14 protein-coding genes and 3 tRNA genes are annotated in these 18,998 nt (G+C 70.2%); 6 read left to right on the forward strand and 11 right to left on the reverse strand.

The window, feature by feature from the left end:
• Positions 1–39 precede the first annotated feature (39 nt).
• The 4 genes from ACFYY1_RS02465 to ACFYY1_RS02480 form a co-directional block, all read right to left on the reverse strand.
• Positions 40–1,977: an ABC transporter ATP-binding protein gene (locus ACFYY1_RS02465; RefSeq protein WP_388579749.1), complete on the reverse strand. Its 1,938-nt coding sequence runs from the start codon at positions 1,975–1,977 to the stop codon at positions 40–42.
• The gene (locus tag ACFYY1_RS02470) at positions 1,977–3,710 is read right to left on the reverse strand and encodes an ABC transporter ATP-binding protein (protein ID WP_388579752.1); all 1,734 of its coding nucleotides are present in this window, start codon (positions 3,708–3,710) and stop codon (positions 1,977–1,979) included. Before ACFYY1_RS02470 ends, ACFYY1_RS02465 begins: the two co-directional genes overlap by 1 nt.
• Positions 3,711–3,878: 168 nt before the next feature.
• Positions 3,879–5,324, reverse strand: a complete 1,446-nt coding sequence (locus tag ACFYY1_RS02475; protein WP_388579755.1) for an FGGY family carbohydrate kinase — start codon at positions 5,322–5,324, stop codon at positions 3,879–3,881.
• Positions 5,325–5,392: 68 nt separating this feature from the next.
• Positions 5,393–5,692 (reverse strand): YtxH domain-containing protein, encoded by a 300-nt coding sequence (locus tag ACFYY1_RS02480; RefSeq protein ID WP_388581443.1) that lies wholly within the window; start codon positions 5,690–5,692, stop codon positions 5,393–5,395.
• A 194-nt stretch (positions 5,693–5,886) separates the two neighbouring features.
• Between ACFYY1_RS02480 and ACFYY1_RS02485 the strand changes: the two genes are divergently transcribed.
• The 3 genes from ACFYY1_RS02485 to ACFYY1_RS02495 all read left to right on the forward strand — a co-directional run bounded on the left by ACFYY1_RS02485 (position 5,887) and on the right by ACFYY1_RS02495 (position 6,344).
• Positions 5,887–5,959, forward strand: a tRNA-Asn gene (locus ACFYY1_RS02485).
• 5 nt (positions 5,960–5,964) lie between these two features.
• A tRNA-Asn gene (locus ACFYY1_RS02490) sits at positions 5,965–6,037 on the forward strand.
• A 233-nt stretch (positions 6,038–6,270) separates the two neighbouring features.
• A tRNA-Ile gene (locus ACFYY1_RS02495) sits at positions 6,271–6,344 on the forward strand.
• A gap of 185 nt (positions 6,345–6,529) precedes the next feature.
• Here the strand turns inward: ACFYY1_RS02495 and ACFYY1_RS02500 are convergent.
• The 4 genes from ACFYY1_RS02500 to ACFYY1_RS02515 form a co-directional block, all read right to left on the reverse strand.
• Positions 6,530–7,102, reverse strand: a complete 573-nt coding sequence (locus ACFYY1_RS02500) for a hypothetical protein (RefSeq protein ID WP_388579758.1) — start codon at positions 7,100–7,102, stop codon at positions 6,530–6,532.
• 130 nt (positions 7,103–7,232) lie between these two features.
• The gene (locus ACFYY1_RS02505; RefSeq protein ID WP_388579761.1) at positions 7,233–7,826 is read right to left on the reverse strand and encodes a hypothetical protein; all 594 of its coding nucleotides are present in this window, start codon (positions 7,824–7,826) and stop codon (positions 7,233–7,235) included.
• Positions 7,827–7,828: 2 nt separating this feature from the next.
• Positions 7,829–10,072: a DUF6571 family protein gene (locus tag ACFYY1_RS02510; protein ID WP_388579764.1), complete on the reverse strand. Its 2,244-nt coding sequence runs from the start codon at positions 10,070–10,072 to the stop codon at positions 7,829–7,831.
• Between the two features lie 11 nt (positions 10,073–10,083).
• On the reverse strand, positions 10,084–10,545 hold the full coding sequence (locus ACFYY1_RS02515) for a hypothetical protein (protein WP_388579767.1): 462 nt from the start codon (positions 10,543–10,545) through the stop codon (positions 10,084–10,086).
• A 633-nt stretch (positions 10,546–11,178) separates the two neighbouring features.
• On the opposite strand from ACFYY1_RS02515, the gene ACFYY1_RS02520 reads away from it, so the two are divergent.
• From ACFYY1_RS02520 to ACFYY1_RS02530, 3 genes are all read left to right on the forward strand, one after another.
• Positions 11,179–11,388: a hypothetical protein gene (locus ACFYY1_RS02520; protein ID WP_388579769.1), complete on the forward strand. Its 210-nt coding sequence runs from the start codon at positions 11,179–11,181 to the stop codon at positions 11,386–11,388.
• A 130-nt stretch (positions 11,389–11,518) separates the two neighbouring features.
• Complete coding sequence (locus tag ACFYY1_RS02525; protein ID WP_388579772.1) at positions 11,519–13,402, forward strand: ABC transporter ATP-binding protein; 1,884 nt, start codon at positions 11,519–11,521, stop codon at positions 13,400–13,402.
• A gap of 96 nt (positions 13,403–13,498) precedes the next feature.
• The gene (locus tag ACFYY1_RS02530; RefSeq protein ID WP_388579775.1) at positions 13,499–14,764 is read left to right on the forward strand and encodes an MFS transporter; all 1,266 of its coding nucleotides are present in this window, start codon (positions 13,499–13,501) and stop codon (positions 14,762–14,764) included.
• 57 nt (positions 14,765–14,821) lie between these two features.
• On the opposite strand, the gene ACFYY1_RS02535 is transcribed toward ACFYY1_RS02530, so the two are convergent.
• Genes ACFYY1_RS02535 through ACFYY1_RS02545 form a run of 3 tightly spaced genes read right to left on the reverse strand, consistent with a single transcriptional unit; the run spans position 14,822 to position 18,878 of the window.
• Positions 14,822–16,189: a carboxyl transferase domain-containing protein gene (locus ACFYY1_RS02535; protein ID WP_388579778.1), complete on the reverse strand. Its 1,368-nt coding sequence runs from the start codon at positions 16,187–16,189 to the stop codon at positions 14,822–14,824.
• A complete protein-coding gene (locus ACFYY1_RS02540) occupies positions 16,182–17,642 on the reverse strand; it encodes an acyl-CoA synthetase (protein ID WP_388579781.1) in 1,461 nt (486 codons plus the stop codon). The genes ACFYY1_RS02535 and ACFYY1_RS02540 overlap by 8 nt, the downstream gene beginning before the upstream one ends.
• 27 nt (positions 17,643–17,669) lie before the next feature.
• Positions 17,670–18,878, reverse strand: a complete 1,209-nt coding sequence (locus ACFYY1_RS02545; RefSeq protein ID WP_388579784.1) for a nitrate/nitrite transporter — start codon at positions 18,876–18,878, stop codon at positions 17,670–17,672.
• Positions 18,879–18,998 lie beyond the last annotated feature (120 nt).

Here is an 18,998-nt window from a genome sequence, read left to right on the forward strand (position 1 = left end):
CGGCACGGGCCCTCGCGTACGTATGAACGGACAGCGCTCCTAGTCGACTTCGGCGACCGCCTGGGCGAACTGCGCCGAATACAGCCGGGCGTAGGCGCCCCCGGCGGCCAACAGCTCCTCGTGGGTGCCCTGTTCGACGATCGAGCCGTTCTCCATCACCAGGATGATGTCGGCGTCCCGGATGGTGGAGAGCCGGTGCGCGATCACGAAGCTCGTACGGCCGTGGGCCAGCCGTGCCATCGCCTTCTGGATCAGCACCTCGGTACGGGTGTCGACGGAGCTCGTCGCCTCGTCGAGCACCAGGATCACCGGGTCGGACAGGAACGCCCGCGCGATGGTGATCAGCTGCTTCTCGCCCGCGCTGACGCCGGAGCCCTCGTCGTCGATCACCGTGTCGTAACCGTCCGGCAGGGTGCGGATGAACCGGTCGGCGTGGGCCGCCCTCGCCGCCTCCTCGATCTCCTCCCGGGTGACCTCGCGCGAAGCGCCGTACGCGATGTTGTCCGCGATCGAACCGCCGAACAGCCAGGTGTCCTGGAGGACCATGCCGATGCCCTGGCGCAGCTCGTCGCGCGACATCTTCGTCACGTCGACCCCGTCCAGCGTGATCCGGCCGCCCGTCACCTCGTAGAACCGCATCAGCAGATTGACGAGCGTGGTCTTGCCGGCCCCGGTCGGGCCGACGATCGCGACCGTGTGACCCGGCTCGACGTTCAGCGACAGGTCCTCGATGAGCGGCTTCTCCGGGTCGTAACGGAACGACACCTTCTCCAGCGAGACGCTGCCCCGCAGCTCCTCGGGGCGCTCCCGCTCGTCGGGCGCGGGGTCGGTGCCCTGCTCCTCGGCGTCCAGCAGCTCGAAGATCCGCTCGGCCGAGGCGACGCCCGACTGCACCAGGTTCGCCATCGAGGCGACCTGGGTCAGCGGCATCGAGAACTGCCGCGAGTACTGGATGAACGCCTGCACATCACCGATCGACAGCGCGCCCGAAGCGACCCGCAGACCGCCCACGACGGCGATCAGCACATAGTTCAGGTTGGAGACGAACATCATCAGCGGCTGCATGATCCCGCTGTTGAACTGCGCCTTGAAACCGGCCTCGTACAGCGCCTCGTTCTGCTCGGCGAAGTCCCGCGCGGACTCCTCCTGCCGGCCGAACACCTTCACCAGGGTGTGCCCGGTGTACATCTCCTCGATGTGGGCGTTGAGCTTGCCCGTCGTCTTCCACTGCTGCACGAACTGCGGCTGCGAGCGCTTGCCGACCCGCGTCGCCACGACCGCCGAGAGCGGCACCGTCACCAGTGCGACCAGCGCCAGCAGCGGCGAGACCCAGAACATCATGATCAGCACGCCGACGATGGTGAGCAGGGAGTTGATGAGCTGGCCCATCGTCTGCTGCATCGTCTGCGAGATGTTGTCGATGTCGTTCGTCGCCCGGCTGAGCACCTCGCCACGCTTGGCCCGGTCGAAGTACGACAGCGGCAGCCGCGACAGCTTCGTCTGGATGTCCTCGCGCAGCTGGAACACGATCCGGTTGATGATGCTGATCGACAGCCGGGTCGCCACCAGCATCAGCAGACCGGCGCCGACGTAGACCGCCAGCGCCACCAGCAGTACTTCGCCCACCGCACCGAAGTCGATGCCGTGACCGGGGACGAAGTCCACCTTGGAGAGCATGTCGGCCAGGCCGCTGTTGCTCTGGCGCAGTCCCTCGACGGCCTGCTCCTTGGTCGCCCCCTCGGGTATCTCGGGGCTCCGGCCGATGACCCCGGCGAAGACCAGGTCGGTCGCCCGGCCGAGGATCTTCGGCCCGACCACCGACAGACCCACGCTCAGCGCGCAGGCCACCAGCATCACGTACAGCGAGGTCTTCTCCGTCGCGAAGCGCTTCAGCAGCCGCTTCGAGGACCCCTTGAAGTCCATGGACCGGTCGGTCGGCGCCCCGCCCGCCATCATGCGTCCGCCAGGCCCGGCCATTACGCGGCCTCCGCTTCCGTCAGCTGGGAGAGCACGATCTCCCGGTACGTTTCATTGCCGTCCATCAGCTCGTGATGGGTGCCGGAGCCGACGACCCGGCCCTCGTCCAGCACCAGGATCCGGTCCGCGTCGCGGATGGTGGACACGCGCTGCGCCACGATCACGACGGTCGCCTCGGCCGTCTCCTGGGTGAGGGCCCCGCGCAGCGCGGCGTCGGTGGCGTAGTCGAGCGCGGAGAACGAGTCGTCGAAGAGATAGATCTCCGGGCGCTGCACCAGCGTCCTGGCGATGGCCAGACGCTGCCGCTGCCCGCCCGACACATTGGTGCCGCCCTGCGCGATCGGCGCGTCCAGACCGTGCTCCAGCGCCGTGACGAACTCCTTGGCCTGCGCGACCTCCAGCGCGTGCCACAGCTCCTCGTCGGTCGCGTCCGGGTTTCCGTACCGCAGGTTCGTCGCGACCGTCCCGGAGAACAGGTACGGCTTCTGCGGTACGAGACTCACGGTCTTCGCCAGCAGCGCCGGCTCCAGCGTCCGCACATCCGTGCCGTCGACCAGCACCTGGCCGTCCGTCACGTCGAACAGCCGCGGTACGAGACCGAGCAGCGTCGACTTCCCGCTGCCCGTCGACCCGATGATCGCGGTGGTCTCGCCGGGGCGGGCCACCAGATCCACCGACCGCAGCACCGGCTCCTCGGCGCCCGGGTAGCGGAAGTCCGCGCCGCGCACCTCCAGATGACCGCGGGCGAGCAGCTTGCGGACCGGCTTCACGGGCGGGACCACGCTGGACTCGGTCTCCAGGACCTCCTGGATGCGCTCGGCGCAGACCTCGGCGCGCGGCACCATCATGAACATGAAGGTGGCCATCATCACCGACATGACGATCTGCATCAGATAGGCGAGGAACGCGGTCAGCGCGCCGATCTCCATGCCGCCGCTGTCGATGCGCTGGGCGCCGAACCAGATCACCGCGATCGACGAGACGTTCACGACCGTCATCACGGTGGGGAACATCAGCGCCATCAGCCGGCCCGTGGACAGCGCCACATCCGTCAGCTCGGTGTTGGAGCCGCGGAACCGCTCCTCCTCGTAGCCGTCCCGGACGAAGGCGCGGATGACGCGGTTGCCGGTGATCTGCTCGCGCAGCACCCGGTTCACCGTATCGAGCCGCTCCTGCATCGTGCGGAACAGCGGGCGCATCCGCCGCACGATCAGACTCACCGCGATGCCGAGCACCGGCACCACCGCGAGCAGCACCGCGGACAGCTGCACGTCCTGGCCGAGCGCCATGATGATGCCGCCGACGCACATGATCGGGGCCGACACCATCAGCGTGAACGTCATCAGCACCAGCATCTGGACCTGCTGGACGTCATTGGTCGTACGGGTGATCAGCGAGGGCGCCCCGAAGCGCCCCACCTCACGGGCCGAGAACGACTGCACCCGGTCGAAGACCGACGCCCGGATGTCGCGGCCGAGAGCGGAAGCGGTACGGGCGCCGAAGTACACGGCCCCCATGTTGCAGACGACCTGGACGATGCTGACGGCGATCATGATGCCGCCGAATTCGAGGATGTAGCCCGTGTCGCCCTGCACGACACCGTTGTCGATGATGTCGGCGTTCAGCGTGGGCAGGTAGAGGCTGGCGCAGGTCTGCAGCAGTTGGAGGAGGACCAGCAGCAGGATGGGTTTTCTGTACGGACCGAGATAGGCCCGCAGGAGTTTTATGAGCACGCGTGTCTCTCGGAGTCGGCAGAAGACAGGGATCGACCCATTTTCCGGCACCGACGGCCGTGACTGCGAGCAGTTTTACTCAAGACCAGGTCAAAAAACAGACCGAGTACACAAGTGGAGGGGTTCACCTCGCCCGGTGCACTCGACCCGTCGCGCAGACGTACGGACTCAGACCGCGGGGTCGAACGCCCCCGGATGGATCTGGTCCCGCGTCGCCACGTACTGCTGGCGCACCGCCTGCCCGACCGCCAGTTCCTCGCCCGGCTCCAGCACCTGCGCCGCGGCACCCTGCCAGGCCGGGGGCGTGAGCGGATCGCCCGTCCCCTGCGAGACCGCCAGCGCCCAGGCCGCCTGCCGGGCCGCGCCCAGCGCCGCGTACTCGGCAGGCTGCGGCACGACCACCTGCGTACCGAAGAGCGCGGGCGCCAGCCCCTGTACGGCGGGCAGTTCGGCCGCCGCGCCCAGCAGGAACACCCTCCGCACCTCGACGCCCCGGCCGCGCAGCACGTCGAGCGCGTCGGCCAGTGAGCACAGCATCCCCTCGAACGCCGCCCGCGCCAGATGCTCCGGCTTCATCGACTCGCGCCGCAGCCCGCAGAGCGTCCCCGCGGCGTGCGGCAGCTGCGGCGTCCGCTCGCCCTCCAGGTACGGCAGCAGCACCAGCCCGGACGCGCCCGGGGTGGACTTCAGCGCCAGCGCAGAGAGCTCCTCCAGCCCCTCCACGCCGAGCATCTCGGCGGTCCCGCGCAGTGCCCGCACCGCGTTGGAGGTGTGCACCACCGGCAGGTGCTTCCCGGTCGCGTCGGCGAACGAAGTGATCATCCCGGCCGGATCGGACAGCGCCTCGTGGTGCACCGCCATGACCGAGCCCGACGCCCCCAGCGAGACCACCGCGTCGCCGACCCCGACCCCGAGCCCGAACGCCGCCGCCATCGTCTCGCCGGTCCCCGCGGAGATCAGCAGCCCCTCGGGCGTCGTCCCGGCCGCGTCGGCGGGGCCGAGCACCTCGGGCAGCGCCGCCTGGTGCCCGAGCGCGAGCTCCACCAGGTCGGGCCGGTAGGAACCGGTGTCCGCCGACCAGTAGCCGGTGCCGGACGCGGCACCCCGGTCGGTGGTCCGCCGGGCCGGACGCCCCAGCAGCTGCCACACCAGCCAGTCGTGCGGCTGGAGCACCGCGGCCACCCGCTGGGCCGCCTCCGGCTCGGTCCGCGCCATCCAGCGCAGCTTCGCCACCGGCTGCGCGGCCTGCGGCACCGCCCCGACCGCCTCGGCCCAGGCCTGCCGCCCGCCGAGCCCGTCGACCAGATCCGCCGCGGCGGCCTGCGCCCGCTTGTCGTTGCCGAGCAGCGCCGGGCGTACGAGATTGCCCTGGTGGTCCAGGGGCACCAGACCGTGCTGCTGGGCGGAGACACCGATGGCCTGCACCCCTTCGAGCAGCCCGCCGCCGGCGGCCTCGCCGAGCGAGAGCAGCCACGCCTGCGGGTCGACCTCGGTGGCCTTCGCCTCGACGGGGTGTGCGGCGAACCCCCGGCGCAGCACTGCGCCCGTGTCCGTATCGCAGACGACGATGTGCGTGAAGGCGGAAGAACTGTCCAAGCCGGCGACTATCCCCATGCCCAAGATTCTGCCGCACCGCCGGACCTTTTCCGTACCGGTTGCGCGGCCTCGGGCCCCCGCAGGCCCTAGGTGTTGCTGGTGCCCCAGTCGTCCTCGCCGTTGCGGCCCCGGTCCCGCAGCGAGCGCACCCGCCCGGTCACCGAGGCCGGGACCTTCTCGCCGACCTTCTCGCTTACCGCGCGGCACGCCTTGCCGGCCAGATCGCGGCCGCTCTGCGCCGCGGACTCGGCGGTATTGCGCACGGCTGGGTTCTGCGCGAACCGGTGCGCGGACTTCTTCATCTGCTCGTAGCGCTCGCGTCCGGCCCGTGTCCCGATCACGTATCCGAGGGCCAGTCCGGCGATGAACGTGAGCCGGTACCGCATGGCTGCCACCCTTCCTTGCTCACTGCGAAGCTTCAGTGCGACGTGTGCTGCCCGCCTACCCGCGGGCACCTGAGATCACCCCGGGGGATACCGATTGGCAAAGCACCCCCCTGCTTGCGCTAATGTATGTGTCGCAGCGAACGAGCGCCGCCCGGCAGCAGCCAGGTAGGTAGGGTTCGGTGCACACGCAGCAATCCCCTGTAGCTCAATTGGCAGAGCAGCCGGCTGTTAACCGGCAGGTTACTGGTTCGAGTCCAGTCGGGGGAGCGCGATCCCCTGTAGCTCAATTGGCAGAGCATTCGGCTGTTAACCGGAGGGTTACTGGTTCGAGTCCAGTCGGGGGAGCGGAACGGAAGAGGACCCCACGGGGTCCTTTTTCGTATGCCCGCCCAAGGTCGTCACCCTGGTGCGGGTGGGGCGCATGTGACTCTTTCGCGTGTACTTCGCTCCATCCGGAACCGGACGGCCGGCGGCGAGGTCTTCATGGTCATGCGAAGCCGACCATCCGGAGCGAGAGATCGTATGACCGGCTATGCTGCGGCAGACGGCGCGCACACTTGTACGCGCCACGCCGAAAAGGGGCGGTAGCTCAGCCGGTTAGAGCAGCGGACTCATAATCCGTCGGCCGTGGGTTCGAGTCCCACCCGCCCCACCGAACACCTCGGGAAGAATCGTTCTGACCTGGGGAAACGCGCCCGCGAGGGCATTTCGCGTGCAGCGAGCATGACCCCTCGCGCGCCAGGGGTCCGTTGAGCGGCTGCGGGCCGGGCTTCTGACGCCCGGCCCGCCCGCCGCGGCGAGGCGCGGCAGCGGGAGGGCTGGGCGGTCGGACGACGGTCAGGCGGCGCAGTCGTACCGCTTGACGAGATGGGTGGCGGCTTCTCGCACCACGGTCGCGCTGTTGCGGATCGCGGTGTCCCGGTCGACGAGGCCCTTCTTCTCCTCCTGAGAGGGAGCGATGAGCCTGACGGTCATGTACGGGGCGGGCGAGCCCATTCGGGCGGCACAGCCGGCGGGCAGAGTGGCCTCGGCCTGGTCGGGGAGTGCCCAGCCCTTGAAGCCGGGGCCGAGAGGGACGGAGTCCTTCCTGGGGCCGGAGTCATGCCGGGCGTCCGCGATGATCAGGTTGAAGATGCCTCGGCGGTAGTCGCTGTCGGGGTTGGCGCGCATGACGCCGCACCCTTTGAACACCTTGAGGTCACCCTTGCCCGGGCTTTCCCACTCCTCCGCGCTGACCTCGCCCCCCTTGCCGTCGTCGACCAGCTCCGCCGTCTGCCGGCTGAGCGCGCCATGACACAGGGTCTGCGGCAGCGCCGGCTTCTCGTTGCCGTCAGGCCAGAGGCTCGCCGTCACGACGGCCGCTCCGGCGACGCCGAGCACGAGGGTCAGCGGCAGCCACTTCTTGTCCATCGGAAACGGTCCCATTCACTTGTCGGCGCCCCCTCCATGCCGTTCTGACACCACAGCTCAGCGGGCGCCCGGAGGTGGTCCTCGTGCCCGCCGCCGCGGCGAGGCGTGGCGGCGGGCACGCTGATGTCGGTCAGGCGGCGCAGTCGTACTGCTTGGTCAGGTTCTCCACGGCTTCGAGGATCACGGTGCGCTGGTCCTTCATCAGTGACGCGTAGTTCCAGTCCCGTCCGACGATGGCGACCGGTGAGACCTTGAGGGTGACGCTGATGTACTGCGCGTCGGGCCGCCTCATCTTCTTCGCGCACCCGTCCGGAAGCTGCACCTCGCTCTGCCGCCGGCCCACCCAGCCCGTGAGGCCGTCACCGATGCGGTCGGCGTCCTTCGGGGGGTCGTTCGGCGTATCGGTGGAGCTCACGTCCAGGGTGTACTGGAGCCGCTTGCTGCCCTTGTCCCCGGGGTTCTCCCGATTGACGAAGCAGGTGGTGGAGAAGACCTGGTCCGCCGGCTCGGTCTCGGATCCCGAGCTCTTCGGGATGAACTCGTCGACCTGGACGGCCCCTCCCTTGCCGTCCTGGAGCAGGCCCGCGGTCTGCTCCGTCAGCATGCCCAGGCACAAGTTCCGCTCGCGCAGCTTCTTGAGTTCCGTCGGCCGGAGTTCGAGCGTCGCGACGACCGCTGCCGCGACGACGAGCACGGCCGGCAGGACCAGGTACTTCTTGTTCAAGGCTAGGGCTGCCCCATCTTCTTCTGGGCGTCCTCGATGCCGTACTGGTACCAGTTCTCGGCAGTCGTCTGGAGATGGTCCTCGTACTCGCCCGGGGTCGCGTCCAGCTCCTCCTTCGTGAGGCCCTTCTTCATCGCCGTCTCGCGCATCATGGCGTCCATCTGGTTCTCGCCGTTCTCGAAGTGGTCGACCATGTTCTTGCGGGTCTCCGCGTCGACCGTGGCGTTGAGATCGTTCATGTACGCGGCCGTGCCCACGTCGACCGAGCGCTGGACCACGTCGCCGACGACGGGGATGGCCGTCAGGGGTGCGCCGATGACGTGGTAGTTCATCATCTTGTTCCAGCCGTTGGTGTCCTTCTCCGCCTGGCCGAGGTCGTAGATGACGTCGCCGCGCACGCCGTCGAGGTGCCCGAGCACCGACGCGGACTGCTTGACCCAGGCCCGCAGCCCCTCGTCCTCCTTGCGGTACGAGTCCGCCGGGTATTCGTTCATCCCCTCGGCGATCACCACGCTCTGCGAGTGGTGGATGACACCGAACGCCTTCGGGTCCTCGGCGACGCCGCGCACGATGCGGAGGAGGTCGCCCCGCTCGATCTCCAGGTTGTTGTAGTCGGTGGGCCCGTCCATGTTCTTGCCGAGGATCTGGTGCACGTCCGAGGCGTAGTCCCCGATCATGTTGCCCATGCTCGTGCGCATGGGCAGGGGCACGGAGCTCTGGTTCTTCGACGCGTCCTCGCCGCTGTACTCCTTGACCATCCGCTCGAAGATCGCGGTCTCCGCGCCGTCGTGGTGGGCACCGGCGCCGTGCAGCGGGCTGCCCGGCTCGCGGCCGGTGGCCGCGGCCTCCAGGGCGGAGCCGAACTCGGTGCGGGCCGAGGTCCGCTGCAGGTCGTCGGGCATCTCGTCCTGGACATCGGCGCCCGGCCAGTCCCGGTCCTCCAGGAAGTACTTGAGGTTGTCCGTGGTGTTCGGGTCGAAGTAGTGGGTGGAGGCGGACGGGTTGCGGCTCATGGCGTTCAGCAGGCCCTTCATCGGGTCCTCCTGCGTGCCCTGCCAGTTCTTCATGACGCCGTCGTAGGCGTCGTCGTTGTTCGTCTCCCAGTCGCGAATGGTGTCGCCGACCTCGGTCAGGAAGGCCTCGCTGTAGACCGGGTCGCCCTTGTCCTTGTCGTACGGGGAGGCGTTCTTGTCCTCCGGGTCGTACGCCTTGTCGCCTGCGTCGGCGGCCATCAGGTCCGTGAGGTCCTTCAGAGTCGCGGCGCCGCCCCCGATGGCCCCGGGGTGGCGTGCGGGGAGGCCGTTGCCGTCGCGGGCCGTGGTGATGAGCTTGTCGGTCCAGGCCGAGGTGACACCGCCGGGGGTACCGATCGCGGAGTCGGGGCCGGTGGCGGTGGCAAGGGAGCCGGACAGCGCCCTGTAGAGGCGGGCGTCGGTGCTGGAGAGCTGGCCGTCGCGACCGCCCGACTCCAGGGAGCTCGCGAGCAGCAGCACGGCCTCCTGCTGGTCGCGGCCCCGGTAGCTGAGGTTCGTCATCAACTGCTCGGAGAAGGCGGGCGAGTTCTTGCCGTTCTCCGCGAGCGTGAGGAGCCGCTCGCGCTCCTTGTCGTCGAGGTGTTCCCAACGGGCGTAGAGCTTGGCGGCCTCGCGGCCGTTCTCCGCCTGCTGCTTCTCCTCGGCACGCATCTTCTTGGCGTCGGCGATACCACCGATGTCGGTGCTGCCGAAGTCGTTGGGGTGGTTTCGGATCAGTGCCCGCAGACCCCAGGCGCAGAGCTCGTCGGCTTCGTTCGCACGTTTCAGGATGCCCTCGATCTTGCCGCGCAGGGCCTCGAACTGCGCCTCGGTGGCGATGGGTTCGGTGCTGTCCTTGGACCGGCGGTCAGGATGTACTCGATGGCTGAGGACGCCGTTGGGGTAGATGGTGATGCCCGGCGGAGGGTTCTCATACGTGTGCTTGAGGTCGTCCTGGGCCGACTTGAAAAGCGTGTGGGCGTCCTTGAGGAGGTCACGCACGGACTCGGCCTCGGTGACGGCGTCACCGAATTCCTTGGCGGTCTTGGTGATGAACTCCTTGGTGACGGTGGCGTTCTCACCTTTCCAGCTGGACTTGTCGGCCTTGGTTTTCATGGCCGACGCTTCGGACTGGAGGGGCGAGGTCAGCTTGCCGATCATCTCGGTCCACTGGGTCACCGCGGCGTCGAGCGGGCCGAGCCTGGCAGTGAGGAGCTGCTCGAAGGTGGGCATGTGGCTGCTCCTTACTGGAAGTACTTGCTGATCTGCGAGGCGGGAACGGCCGCGTCCACGTCCGGGGCGACGGGACCGATGCGGCGCAGCTGCGCCTCGATCCACTCGTCGTCCTTCTGTTTCGAGGCCTTCGTGTAGTCGAGGTGGTTGGAGATGTGGGCGCACGCCTGAAGGAGGGTTTTCACCTGCGTCTCCCAGGTCCCGATCACTTCCGTGAACGCCGCACCGGTGTCGAACCCGTCGCTCTTGAGGCCCGTACCAGCGGTCTCACTCGCCGTCTTCGCGTGTTTACCGGTCTTCTCAAGGCCGTTGAACAGCCCGAATGCCGCGTGGCCGATGTCTCCGAGCTCATCGTCCTTGACCACGTAGTCGGCCGAGCCCTTCGCCGCCCCGGAACCGCCGGTTCCGCCGGCCTGGTTCAGTCTCATCGCGGCGGAGGCCTTCAGAGCGCCCCATTCCTCTTCGAATGACATGATCCACACCCCGTGTACCGATAGACAGTTGAATCGCGCGCCACGATACCCGTGTGATCAAACGACTTGCCGACAACGGGTCCTCGGCTTCCCGGGAGGCGCTGAAGCTCCGTCGAGGCCCCGTCGAGGCGGTATTTCCCCGCAACTGGTCTCGGCTGGGCGGAGGTTCGGCGCCTTCTCGGTGAAGCACCCGTCGGGTGACCACGCTTGACCGCTCGGAGCTGTTGTGGAGCTGCCGGGGAGCGCCCGGTGTGCGGGCCACGCGTTCACCGAGGTGCGTGGCCGTTGCCGGGGCCGGCGGTCTCGATCGCGGGTTTCGGGTCTGCCGCGGGGGCCCGGTTCCGCCCTGTCGGTGAAGCCCGTCGGAGTCGTCGCGCCGCCGCCAGGTCAGTTGGTCACCTTCCGTTGCGAGTCGTAACCATGCGTGGATGCATGGGCGTCAGCCCTGGCTGTCCGGGCATCATGTCCGGAGAGTCACCTATGGCAACGCTCTGAAGGATTAGGGTATTTCGTCACTTTTAATCCTTGATTACGGCTTCTACGACTTGTTGGCCGCAGGGGTCGGACGTAATGTCGAAAGTGCCGCTGCAGGAGCAAGGAGCGGCACAGTGAACTCCTCCAGAGGAGGCGAAGATGAAGGTTCGTAGCATCTTCGACCACAGGGACGGCGGTCGCGGCGGATACGGTGGCCGTGGCGGTTACGGTGGCCGTGGCGGATACGGCGGCCGTGGATACGGTGGCCGTGGTTACGGCGGACGCGGTTACGGCGGCCGTGGTTACGGCGGACGCGGGTTCGGCGGCTACTTCGGCGGCTACGGCCGTGGCGGACGCTGGGGTTGCTGACACCCTTCACTCCCGATCCCTGACATCAACTCGAGGCAGGCTCGCGCAGCGCGCGGGTCCGCCTCGTCGTTTGGGGTCCTGTTTCCATGGCTACGGCCCATAGTCCGAGCACTTCTGTGATGTGATGCTCATGCGCTTTCACAGCCCGCTCCAGCGCTCCGTCCGTGACGAGGAGCCCCCCGAGGACCCGGTGACGGATATCCCGATCCGCACCGACCCCGTCAGCATCATGGCGTCCTTCCGGCGCTTCTGGCCCCTGACCAGAGGCGACCGGCGCTGGCTCATCGTCATCTTCCTCTGTGCGGTCCTGGCCGCCCTCGCCGAGACCATCACCGTCCTGCTGTTCGCCGAACTCACCGACAAGGCCCTGCAGACCGGCACGGTCAGCGCCTTCTGGAAACCCGCCGGCCAGTGGCTCGCCGTGGCGGTCGCCGGTGCCGTGGTGGGGTACCTGGGCAGTTCGCTCGCGGCCTGGACCGCCGAACGCTTCGTGCTGCGGCTGCGGGCCCGCGTCTTCGGTCAAATCCAGAAGCTCCCGCCGCACTTCTTCCAGCGCAATCGCCGCGGCGACCTGGTGGAGCGGCTGACGGGCGACGTGGAGGCCATCGAGGCGCTCGTGGTCTCCGGCATCGTCGGGACGGCGTCGGCGCTGTTCGGCACCATCTTCTACGCCGGTGCCGCCCTGCTGCTGCGCTGGGACCTGGCCCTCGCCACCTTCGTCATGGTTCCGATCCTGCTGCTCGTCACCCGCGGGTTCGCCAAGCCCCTGCGCGCGGTGTCCCGGCGCGGCCGGGCGGCGGACGGCGCCATCACCGCCGTGGTCGAGGAGACCCTGGTCAACGTCGTCATGACCCAGGCGTACAACAGGCAGCAGGACGAGGAGGACCGGCTCAGCAGCAAGGCACGGCTCCGGTTGAAGGCCGCGGTGAAGGCCGTCCGCCTCACCGAGTTCTACGAGCAGTTCATCGAAGTCCTGGAAACCCTGTGCGTCCTCACCATCATCGGGCTGGGGGCGTGGGAGATCTCGGCCGGGCGGATGACCCTCGGACAGCTGCTGGCCTTCGCCGCCTTCATCGGCTACCTCTACCCGCCGATCCGTTCGCTGGGCCAGCTCGGTCTGACGGCCACCGCCGCGACCGCGGGCGCCGAACGACTGCTGGAGATCCTCGACGCCGAGCCCTCCGTCACCGACCCGGGCGACTCGGTGCCGGTGCCGGAGCGCAGCCGGGCGCTCGGCAAGGTGGAGGCGCGGCAGGTCTTCTTCCACTACCCCGGCAGCGACGAGACGGTGCTCAGGGACCTCTCGTTCACCGCGAGTCCTGGGGAACTGCTGGTCATCACCGGCCCCAGCGGCGCGGGCAAGTCGACGCTGGCCGCTCTGCTGCTCAGGTTCTACGACCCGGACGCCGGCACCGTCCTGCTGGACGGCGTCTCCGTGGACCGGATGCCGCTGACCTACCTCCGCCGGAACATCACGCTGCTGCCGCAGGACACGCTCGTCCTGCACGACACCATCGAGGAGAACATCGGCTGCGGACGCCCGGAGGCGAGCCACGACGATGTCGAGCGGGCCGCGCGGGCGGCCGACGCCCACGCGTTCATCGAGGCCCTTCCGGAGGGATATGACACCGTCATATCCACCGGCACCTCCCGGCTCTCCGGCGGCCAGCTGCAGCGCATCGCCATTGCCCGCGCCATGCTGCGCGACGCCCCCGTGCTCCTCCTCGACGAACCCACCACCGGCCTCGACCGGCTGGCCGCGGAACGCATCCTGGAGCCCCTGCGGCGGCTGGCCCGCGGCCGCACCACCATCGTGATCACCCATGACCTGGCCTTGGCCGCGGACGCCGACCGCATCCTCGTCCTGGACGAGGGGCGCCTGGTGGAATCCGGCACGCACACCCAACTTCTCGGCAGGAGCGGCCTGTACGCCACGCTCTTCGAGCGCCGTTCCCGGCCGCACAACGGAACCGTGTACAAGTCCGCCAGGCCGTCAGGGATCCACTGGAGATAGCCCGGCGGCACCACGGAGCCGTTACGTCACTGCCGGGGCGGCCGGTTCCCGACGGCGGCCGGACTGCCGGAGAACCCCCGGTGGTTACCATCCGCTGTGACCGAAACGACCGAAGGACCCGCTTCCCGCACCCGAATACTCGCCGATCTGACACCTCTGCGGACCTCCCCGGACTACCGGCGGCTCTGGTTCGGGAACACGGTCTCCTGGATCGGGCAGGGGATGACGGCGCTCGCCGTGTCGCTCCAGGTCTACGACATCACCGGGTCCGCCTTCTCGGTCGGGATGATCGGGTTCTGCTCGTTCCTGCCGATGGTCGTCTTCGGGCTGTACGGCGGTGCCGTCGCCGACACCATCGACCGGCGGAAGCTCGGCCTGGCCAGCTCCGCCGGGTCGTTCGTGCTCTCCGTCGCCCTGGTCGTCGTCGCCGTCGCGGGCGTGGAGCAGGTGGGGCTGCTGTACGCGATCGTCGGCCTCCAGGCGGCCTGCTTCGCGGTCAACTCACCGGCCCGCAGCTCGATGATCGCCCGGCTGCTGCCGGCCGAGCAGCTGCCCGCCGCCAACGCCCTCACCTCCATGACCAGCACCACCGGAACGCTGGTCGGGCCGATGCTCGGCGGGCTCGTCGTCGGCTGGTGGGGCTATCGGGCCGCGTACACCGTCGACGCCGTCACCTTCACCGCCTCGCTCTACGCGATGTGGCGGCTGCCCGCCATGCTGCCGGAGCGGGAGGAGGGCGCGGGGGACAAGCGGGCGTCCGTCGCGGACGGGCTGCGTTTCCTCGGGACCAGGCCCAATCTCCGGATGACCTTCTTCACCGATCTGTGCGCCATGGTGCTGGCCCATCCCCGGGCGCTCTTCCCCGTCGTCGCCGTCCTCTGGTACGGCGGTGACGCGAAGACCACCGGGCTGCTGGTCGCCGCCCCGGCGTTCGGGGCGCTGCTCGGCGGGGTGTTCTCCGGATGGCTGGGACGCATCCGGCGCCACGGACTCGCCGTGCTGGTCGCCGTCGCCTGCTGGGGCACCGCCATCGCGGTCTTCGGCCTGACCCGGCAGCTCTGGCTCGGGCTGGTCTTCCTGGCGCTCGCCGGGTGCGCGGACACCACCTCGATGGTCTTCCGCAACACCATGCTCCAGGCGGCCGTGCCGGACGAGATGCGAGGACGGCTCCAGGGCGTGTTCATCGTCGTCGTGGCGGGCGGACCGAGGCTCGGCGACTTCGTGGCGGGATCGGTCGCCGACCTCGCCTCGCCCGGCCTGGCGGTGACCGGGGGCGGGATCGCCTGTGTCGTCGCGGTGACCCTGCTGGGGCTGCGGTGGCGCGGGTTCGCCCGGTACGACGCACGGGACCCGCAGCCCTGACCGGCGCCCGTCCCCGGTACGGCGCACCGAACCCGCAGCCCTGACCGGCGCCCCGCCTCACTCCTGCGGCGGCCCCACCACCGAGCGGGCGAAGCCCAGCTCCACCAGGTCCTGGGGGCGCAGCCGCAGCTGGTCGGCCGTGGCACGCACCTCGTCCGGGGCGCGCTTCAGGATCGCCGCCGCCAGTTCCGGGGCGATGACCGAGAAATAGCTGTCCCGGGTGACATGGGTGTTCCCCGGTGCCGCGAGCGCCAGCGCGCCGCCCGAACCGCCCTCGCCGATCACCAGGGTGGTGACGGGGACCGGGGCCTCGGCCACCGCCGTGAAGGCGTCGGCGATGGCGGCGCCCGCGCCCGCCCGCTCCGCCGCCGCGTCGTTCGCGGCGCCCGGGGTGTCGATCAGGGTGAGCACCGGGACGCCGAGCCGGCCGGCCAGCCGGATCACCCGTGCCGCCGTGCGGTAACCGGCCGGGAGGGTCGCGGTGCCGCACTGGGCCGCGTACGCGATCGAGCGGCCCTCGCGCCGCCCGAAGCCGCAGAGCAGCCCCGGGTCCGTACCGCCGCAGCGGTCGCCGACGAGCGGGAGGCGGTGGTCGAAGTACGCGTCCAGATACGCCTCGGCGCGCGGCCTGGCGGCCGAGCGGGCCTGCTGTACCGCGTCCCACCCGGTCGCCGGGAGGCCGGTGACGGACAGGGCGTCCGGCACCGGGGCGGGCGGCACGGGGGCGTCCGGGCCGTCCGGGGTCTTCGGGGCGTGCAGCGCCCGCAGCCAGTGGGCCACCGTCCCAGGGAGCTCCTCCGGCGGGACGACCGCGTCGATCTGGCCCGCCGCCAGCTGACCCTCGGCGCTGTACGCGTGGGGGTCCGAGTCCGGCGGCCGTACCCGGGAACCGGCGAACCCGACCTGGGCGCCCGGCAGCGCCAGGATCACATCGGCGCCCGCCCCCAGCGTGGCCCAGCCGCCGCCCGTCGTCGGGTCGCGCAGGACCGCGAGCTGGGCGGGGCCCGCCGCCCGTAGCCGCGCCGAGGCACGGGCCACCCGCTGGAGCTGGGTCAGCGCGACCATGCCCTCCTGCATCCGGCTGCCGCCCGTCGCGATCAGCGAGACCAGCGGCAGCCCCCGCCTCCGGGCGGCCTCGTACGCGGCCACCAGCCGGTCCCCGGTGCGCTGCCCCAGCGAGCCGCCCAGGAAGCCGAACTCGAACGAGACCAGGACGCAGTGCCGGCCGCCGAGCGAGGCGAGGCCGTGGACGACGGACTCGTCCTCGCCGGTACGGGCGGTGGCGCGGGCCCGGGAGTCCGCGTACCCGGCCCAGGACAGCGGCCCGTCCCCGGTGTCGTCCGCGGCACCGGTGCCGGACGTGAGCTCCTCGAACTCCGTGGTGAGGGCCGCGATCGCCGCTCGCGCGCCCATCCGGTCAGCCATGGAGCGACCGCTTCATGATCTTGCCGAGGTCGTTGCGGGGCAGCGCGTCCAGGTAGCGGACCGTGCGCGGGCGCTTGTGCGGGGACAGCTGGGCGGCCACATGGTCCGCGAGCTCCCGCTCGGACGGCGGGGCGGCCGGGTCGGCCGGCACCACCCAGGCGACGATCCGCTCGCCCAGGTCCGGGTCCGGTTCACCGGTGACGGCGGCCTCGCGGACACCGGGGTGGTCCAGCAGCGCGTTCTCGATCTCCCCGGCGCCGATCTTGTAACCGCCGCTCTTGATCAGGTCGGTGGCCTTGCGCCCGACGATCCGTACGTAGCCGTCGGCGTCCCGGGTGGCCATGTCCCCGGTGCGGAACCAGCCGTCCTCGGTGAGTGCGGCGGCCGTGGCGTCGGGGCGGTTCAGATAGCCGGCGAAGAGGTTCGGGCCGCGCACCTGGATCTCGCCGATGGCGTCCGGGCCGCCGTCCCCGGACAGGACGGTGCCGTCCTCCTCGACCAGGCGGAGCTCCACGCCGCGCAGGGGGGTGCCGACCGTGCCGGGACGCGGCTCGCCGTCGGCCCGGACACCGGTGTTCATCAGGGTCTCCGTCATGCCGTACCGCTCGATGACCCGGCGGCCGGTGGCCGCAGCGATCCGCTCGTGGTCGTGCACCGGCAGCGCGGCCGACCCGGACACCAGCAGCCGGGCGCCGGCCAGCGCCTTCGCCAGATGGTCCGCGCCGGGGCCGTCCAGGGCCTCGGCCAGCCGGTGGTACATCGTGGGCACGCCGAAGAGCATGGTGCCGCCGGACGACAGCTCCCGGGCCACCCCCTCGGTGGAGAACCTGCCCAGGTGGCGCACCGATCCGCCCCGGCGCAGCGGCCCGAGCACGCCCAGGATCAGGCCGTGCACATGGAACAGCGGCAGGGCGTGGACGAGCACGTCCTCACCGGTCCACTGCCAGGCGTCCTCCAGCGCGTCGAGCGAGGCGGCGATCGCCCGCCGCGGCAGGATCGCGCCCTTGGGCGGGCCGGTGGTGCCGGAGGTGTAGACGATCAGCGCGGGGTACCCGGGGGAGGGCTCGGGGAGCGCGATGCCTGTGCCCTCCGCGGCCGTGTCGACGTCGATACGGTCCAGCTCCGCGAGCACCGGCGGGAGCGTGTCGCCCGCCCCGGCCAGCACCATGGCCGGTTCGCTGTCGGCCACGATGTGGGCGAGTTCCCGCGTCCCCGTCTTCGGGTTGAGCGGAACCGCCGGTGCCCCGGCGCGCAGCGCGGCCACGACGGCGACCACCGTCTCGGGGGTGGGGGTGGCCCAGATCGCGACCCGCCCGGCATGGGCGATACGCCCGGCGAGTGCGGCGGAGGCGGCGGCCAACCGCTCGTAGGTCATGGAGTGTTCGCCGAACCGGGTGGCTTCCCGGGTCGAACCGTCATCCGGCACAGAGAGAAGAGGAGTCACCCACCGCACCTTATGGGCTGCTCCAGGTGACAGGCACTAGTCCCGCTTGAGCGCGCGCATGCGGCCGTACGCGTACACGCATCCCGCCAGGGCCAGGTCGGACAGCAGCATGTAGCCGATCGAGTACGAGCCCTTCGCGCTGTAGATCGCGCCCATCACCAGCGGCGGGACGAAGCCGCCCAGACCGCCCATCGCGCCGACGATCCCGGTCACGCTGCCCACCTTCGCCTGCGGTGTCACCTGCGAGACCAGGGCGAAGACGCTGCCGCTCGCGGTGCCCAGGCCCGCCGCCATGCAGAGCAGCGCGATCGTGCCGCCCGGGGCCAGCGGCGGGTCGAAGGCCTGGACGATCGCCATCAGGGCGGCCAGGCCGAGCGCCGCCGCCGTCACCACGGCCGGGTGGACGCGGTCCGAGAGCCAGCCGCCGATCGGCCGGAAGACGACGGTGACCAGGGCGAACCCGGCGGCCTTCGTACCGGCGTCGGTGGGCGACAGGTCGTACCAGGTCCTCAGATACGTGGGGAGGTACACGCCGAACGCGACGATTCCGCCGAAGCCGATCGCGTACAGCGCGGACAGCTCCCAGGTGACCCGCAGCCGTCCGGCACCGGCCAGCCGGTGGCCGAGCGAGTCGGTCGGCACCGGGCGGCCCGGCCGGTCGCTGACCAGCACCACGGCCAGCGCCGCGTACACCACGAGGGCCGCCGCGACCACCAGGTACGGCAGGTTCTCGCCGTGCCCGGCGATCCTCGGCGTGAAGTACCCGGACAGCGCGACACCGCCCATGCCCATGCCGAAGATCCCGAGCGCCAGGCCCCGCTCGGCGGGCGGGAACCACGAGTTGACCAGCGGGATGCCGATCGCGAACGTGGTGCCGCCCAGGCCCAGCAGAAAGCCCACGACGAGCATCGCGCCGTAGGAGTCCCGCGCCGGGATCAGCAGCAGCACGGGCACGATGGTGAGCGCCGAGACCAGCGGGAACATCAGCCGCGCACCGTACTTGTCGGTGAGGGCGCCCACCGGGATCCGGCCCAGCGAACCGACCAGCACCGGCACCGCCACCAGCAGCGACTGCTCGAACGAGGTCAGCCCCAGCCGTTCCTTGTAGTCCCCGGACAGCGGCGCGATCAGGTTCCAGGCCCAGAAGGTGAGCCCGAAGCCGATCGTGGCCATCACGAGATTGCGATAGGCGGCCGCGGACGGCGCGTCGACCGTTGCGGGGGACTGCTTGACGGCTGTATCCACCTCCCCAGTCAAGGGCGGGCACCCGCCCCGGGCCTGCCGGAATGCGCCATGCGGGTCACCCGCGACCGGGCGTCCGGGTACGGGGGCGGGGTACCGGCCGACGCGGCTTGCACAGTCACG

Origin of the sequence: Streptomyces sp. NPDC001890 (assembly GCF_042891445.1) — a bacterium.
Taxonomy (GTDB): Bacteria; Actinomycetota; Actinomycetes; order Streptomycetales; family Streptomycetaceae; genus Streptomyces.

What these genes read in the sequence shown, in the direction of transcription:
- ACFYY1_RS02535 (WP_388579778.1), bottom strand. Translation starts at nt 16,189, where the DNA reads ATGGCTGACCGGATGGGCGCGCGAGCGGCGATCGCGGCCCTCACCACG.
- ACFYY1_RS02525 (WP_388579772.1), top strand. Translation starts at nt 11,519, where the DNA reads ATGCGCTTTCACAGCCCGCTCCAGCGCTCCGTCCGTGACGAGGAGCCC.
- ACFYY1_RS02475 (WP_388579755.1), bottom strand. Translation starts at nt 5,324, where the DNA reads ATGGGGATAGTCGCCGGCTTGGACAGTTCTTCCGCCTTCACGCACATC.
- ACFYY1_RS02515 (WP_388579767.1), bottom strand. Translation starts at nt 10,545, where the DNA reads ATGTCATTCGAAGAGGAATGGGGCGCTCTGAAGGCCTCCGCCGCGATG.
- ACFYY1_RS02480 (WP_388581443.1), bottom strand. Translation starts at nt 5,692, where the DNA reads ATGCGGTACCGGCTCACGTTCATCGCCGGACTGGCCCTCGGATACGTG.
- ACFYY1_RS02520 (WP_388579769.1), top strand. Translation starts at nt 11,179, where the DNA reads ATGAAGGTTCGTAGCATCTTCGACCACAGGGACGGCGGTCGCGGCGGA.
- ACFYY1_RS02465 (WP_388579749.1), bottom strand. Translation starts at nt 1,977, where the DNA reads ATGGCCGGGCCTGGCGGACGCATGATGGCGGGCGGGGCGCCGACCGAC.
- ACFYY1_RS02500 (WP_388579758.1), bottom strand. Translation starts at nt 7,102, where the DNA reads ATGGACAAGAAGTGGCTGCCGCTGACCCTCGTGCTCGGCGTCGCCGGA.
- ACFYY1_RS02510 (WP_388579764.1), bottom strand. Translation starts at nt 10,072, where the DNA reads ATGCCCACCTTCGAGCAGCTCCTCACTGCCAGGCTCGGCCCGCTCGAC.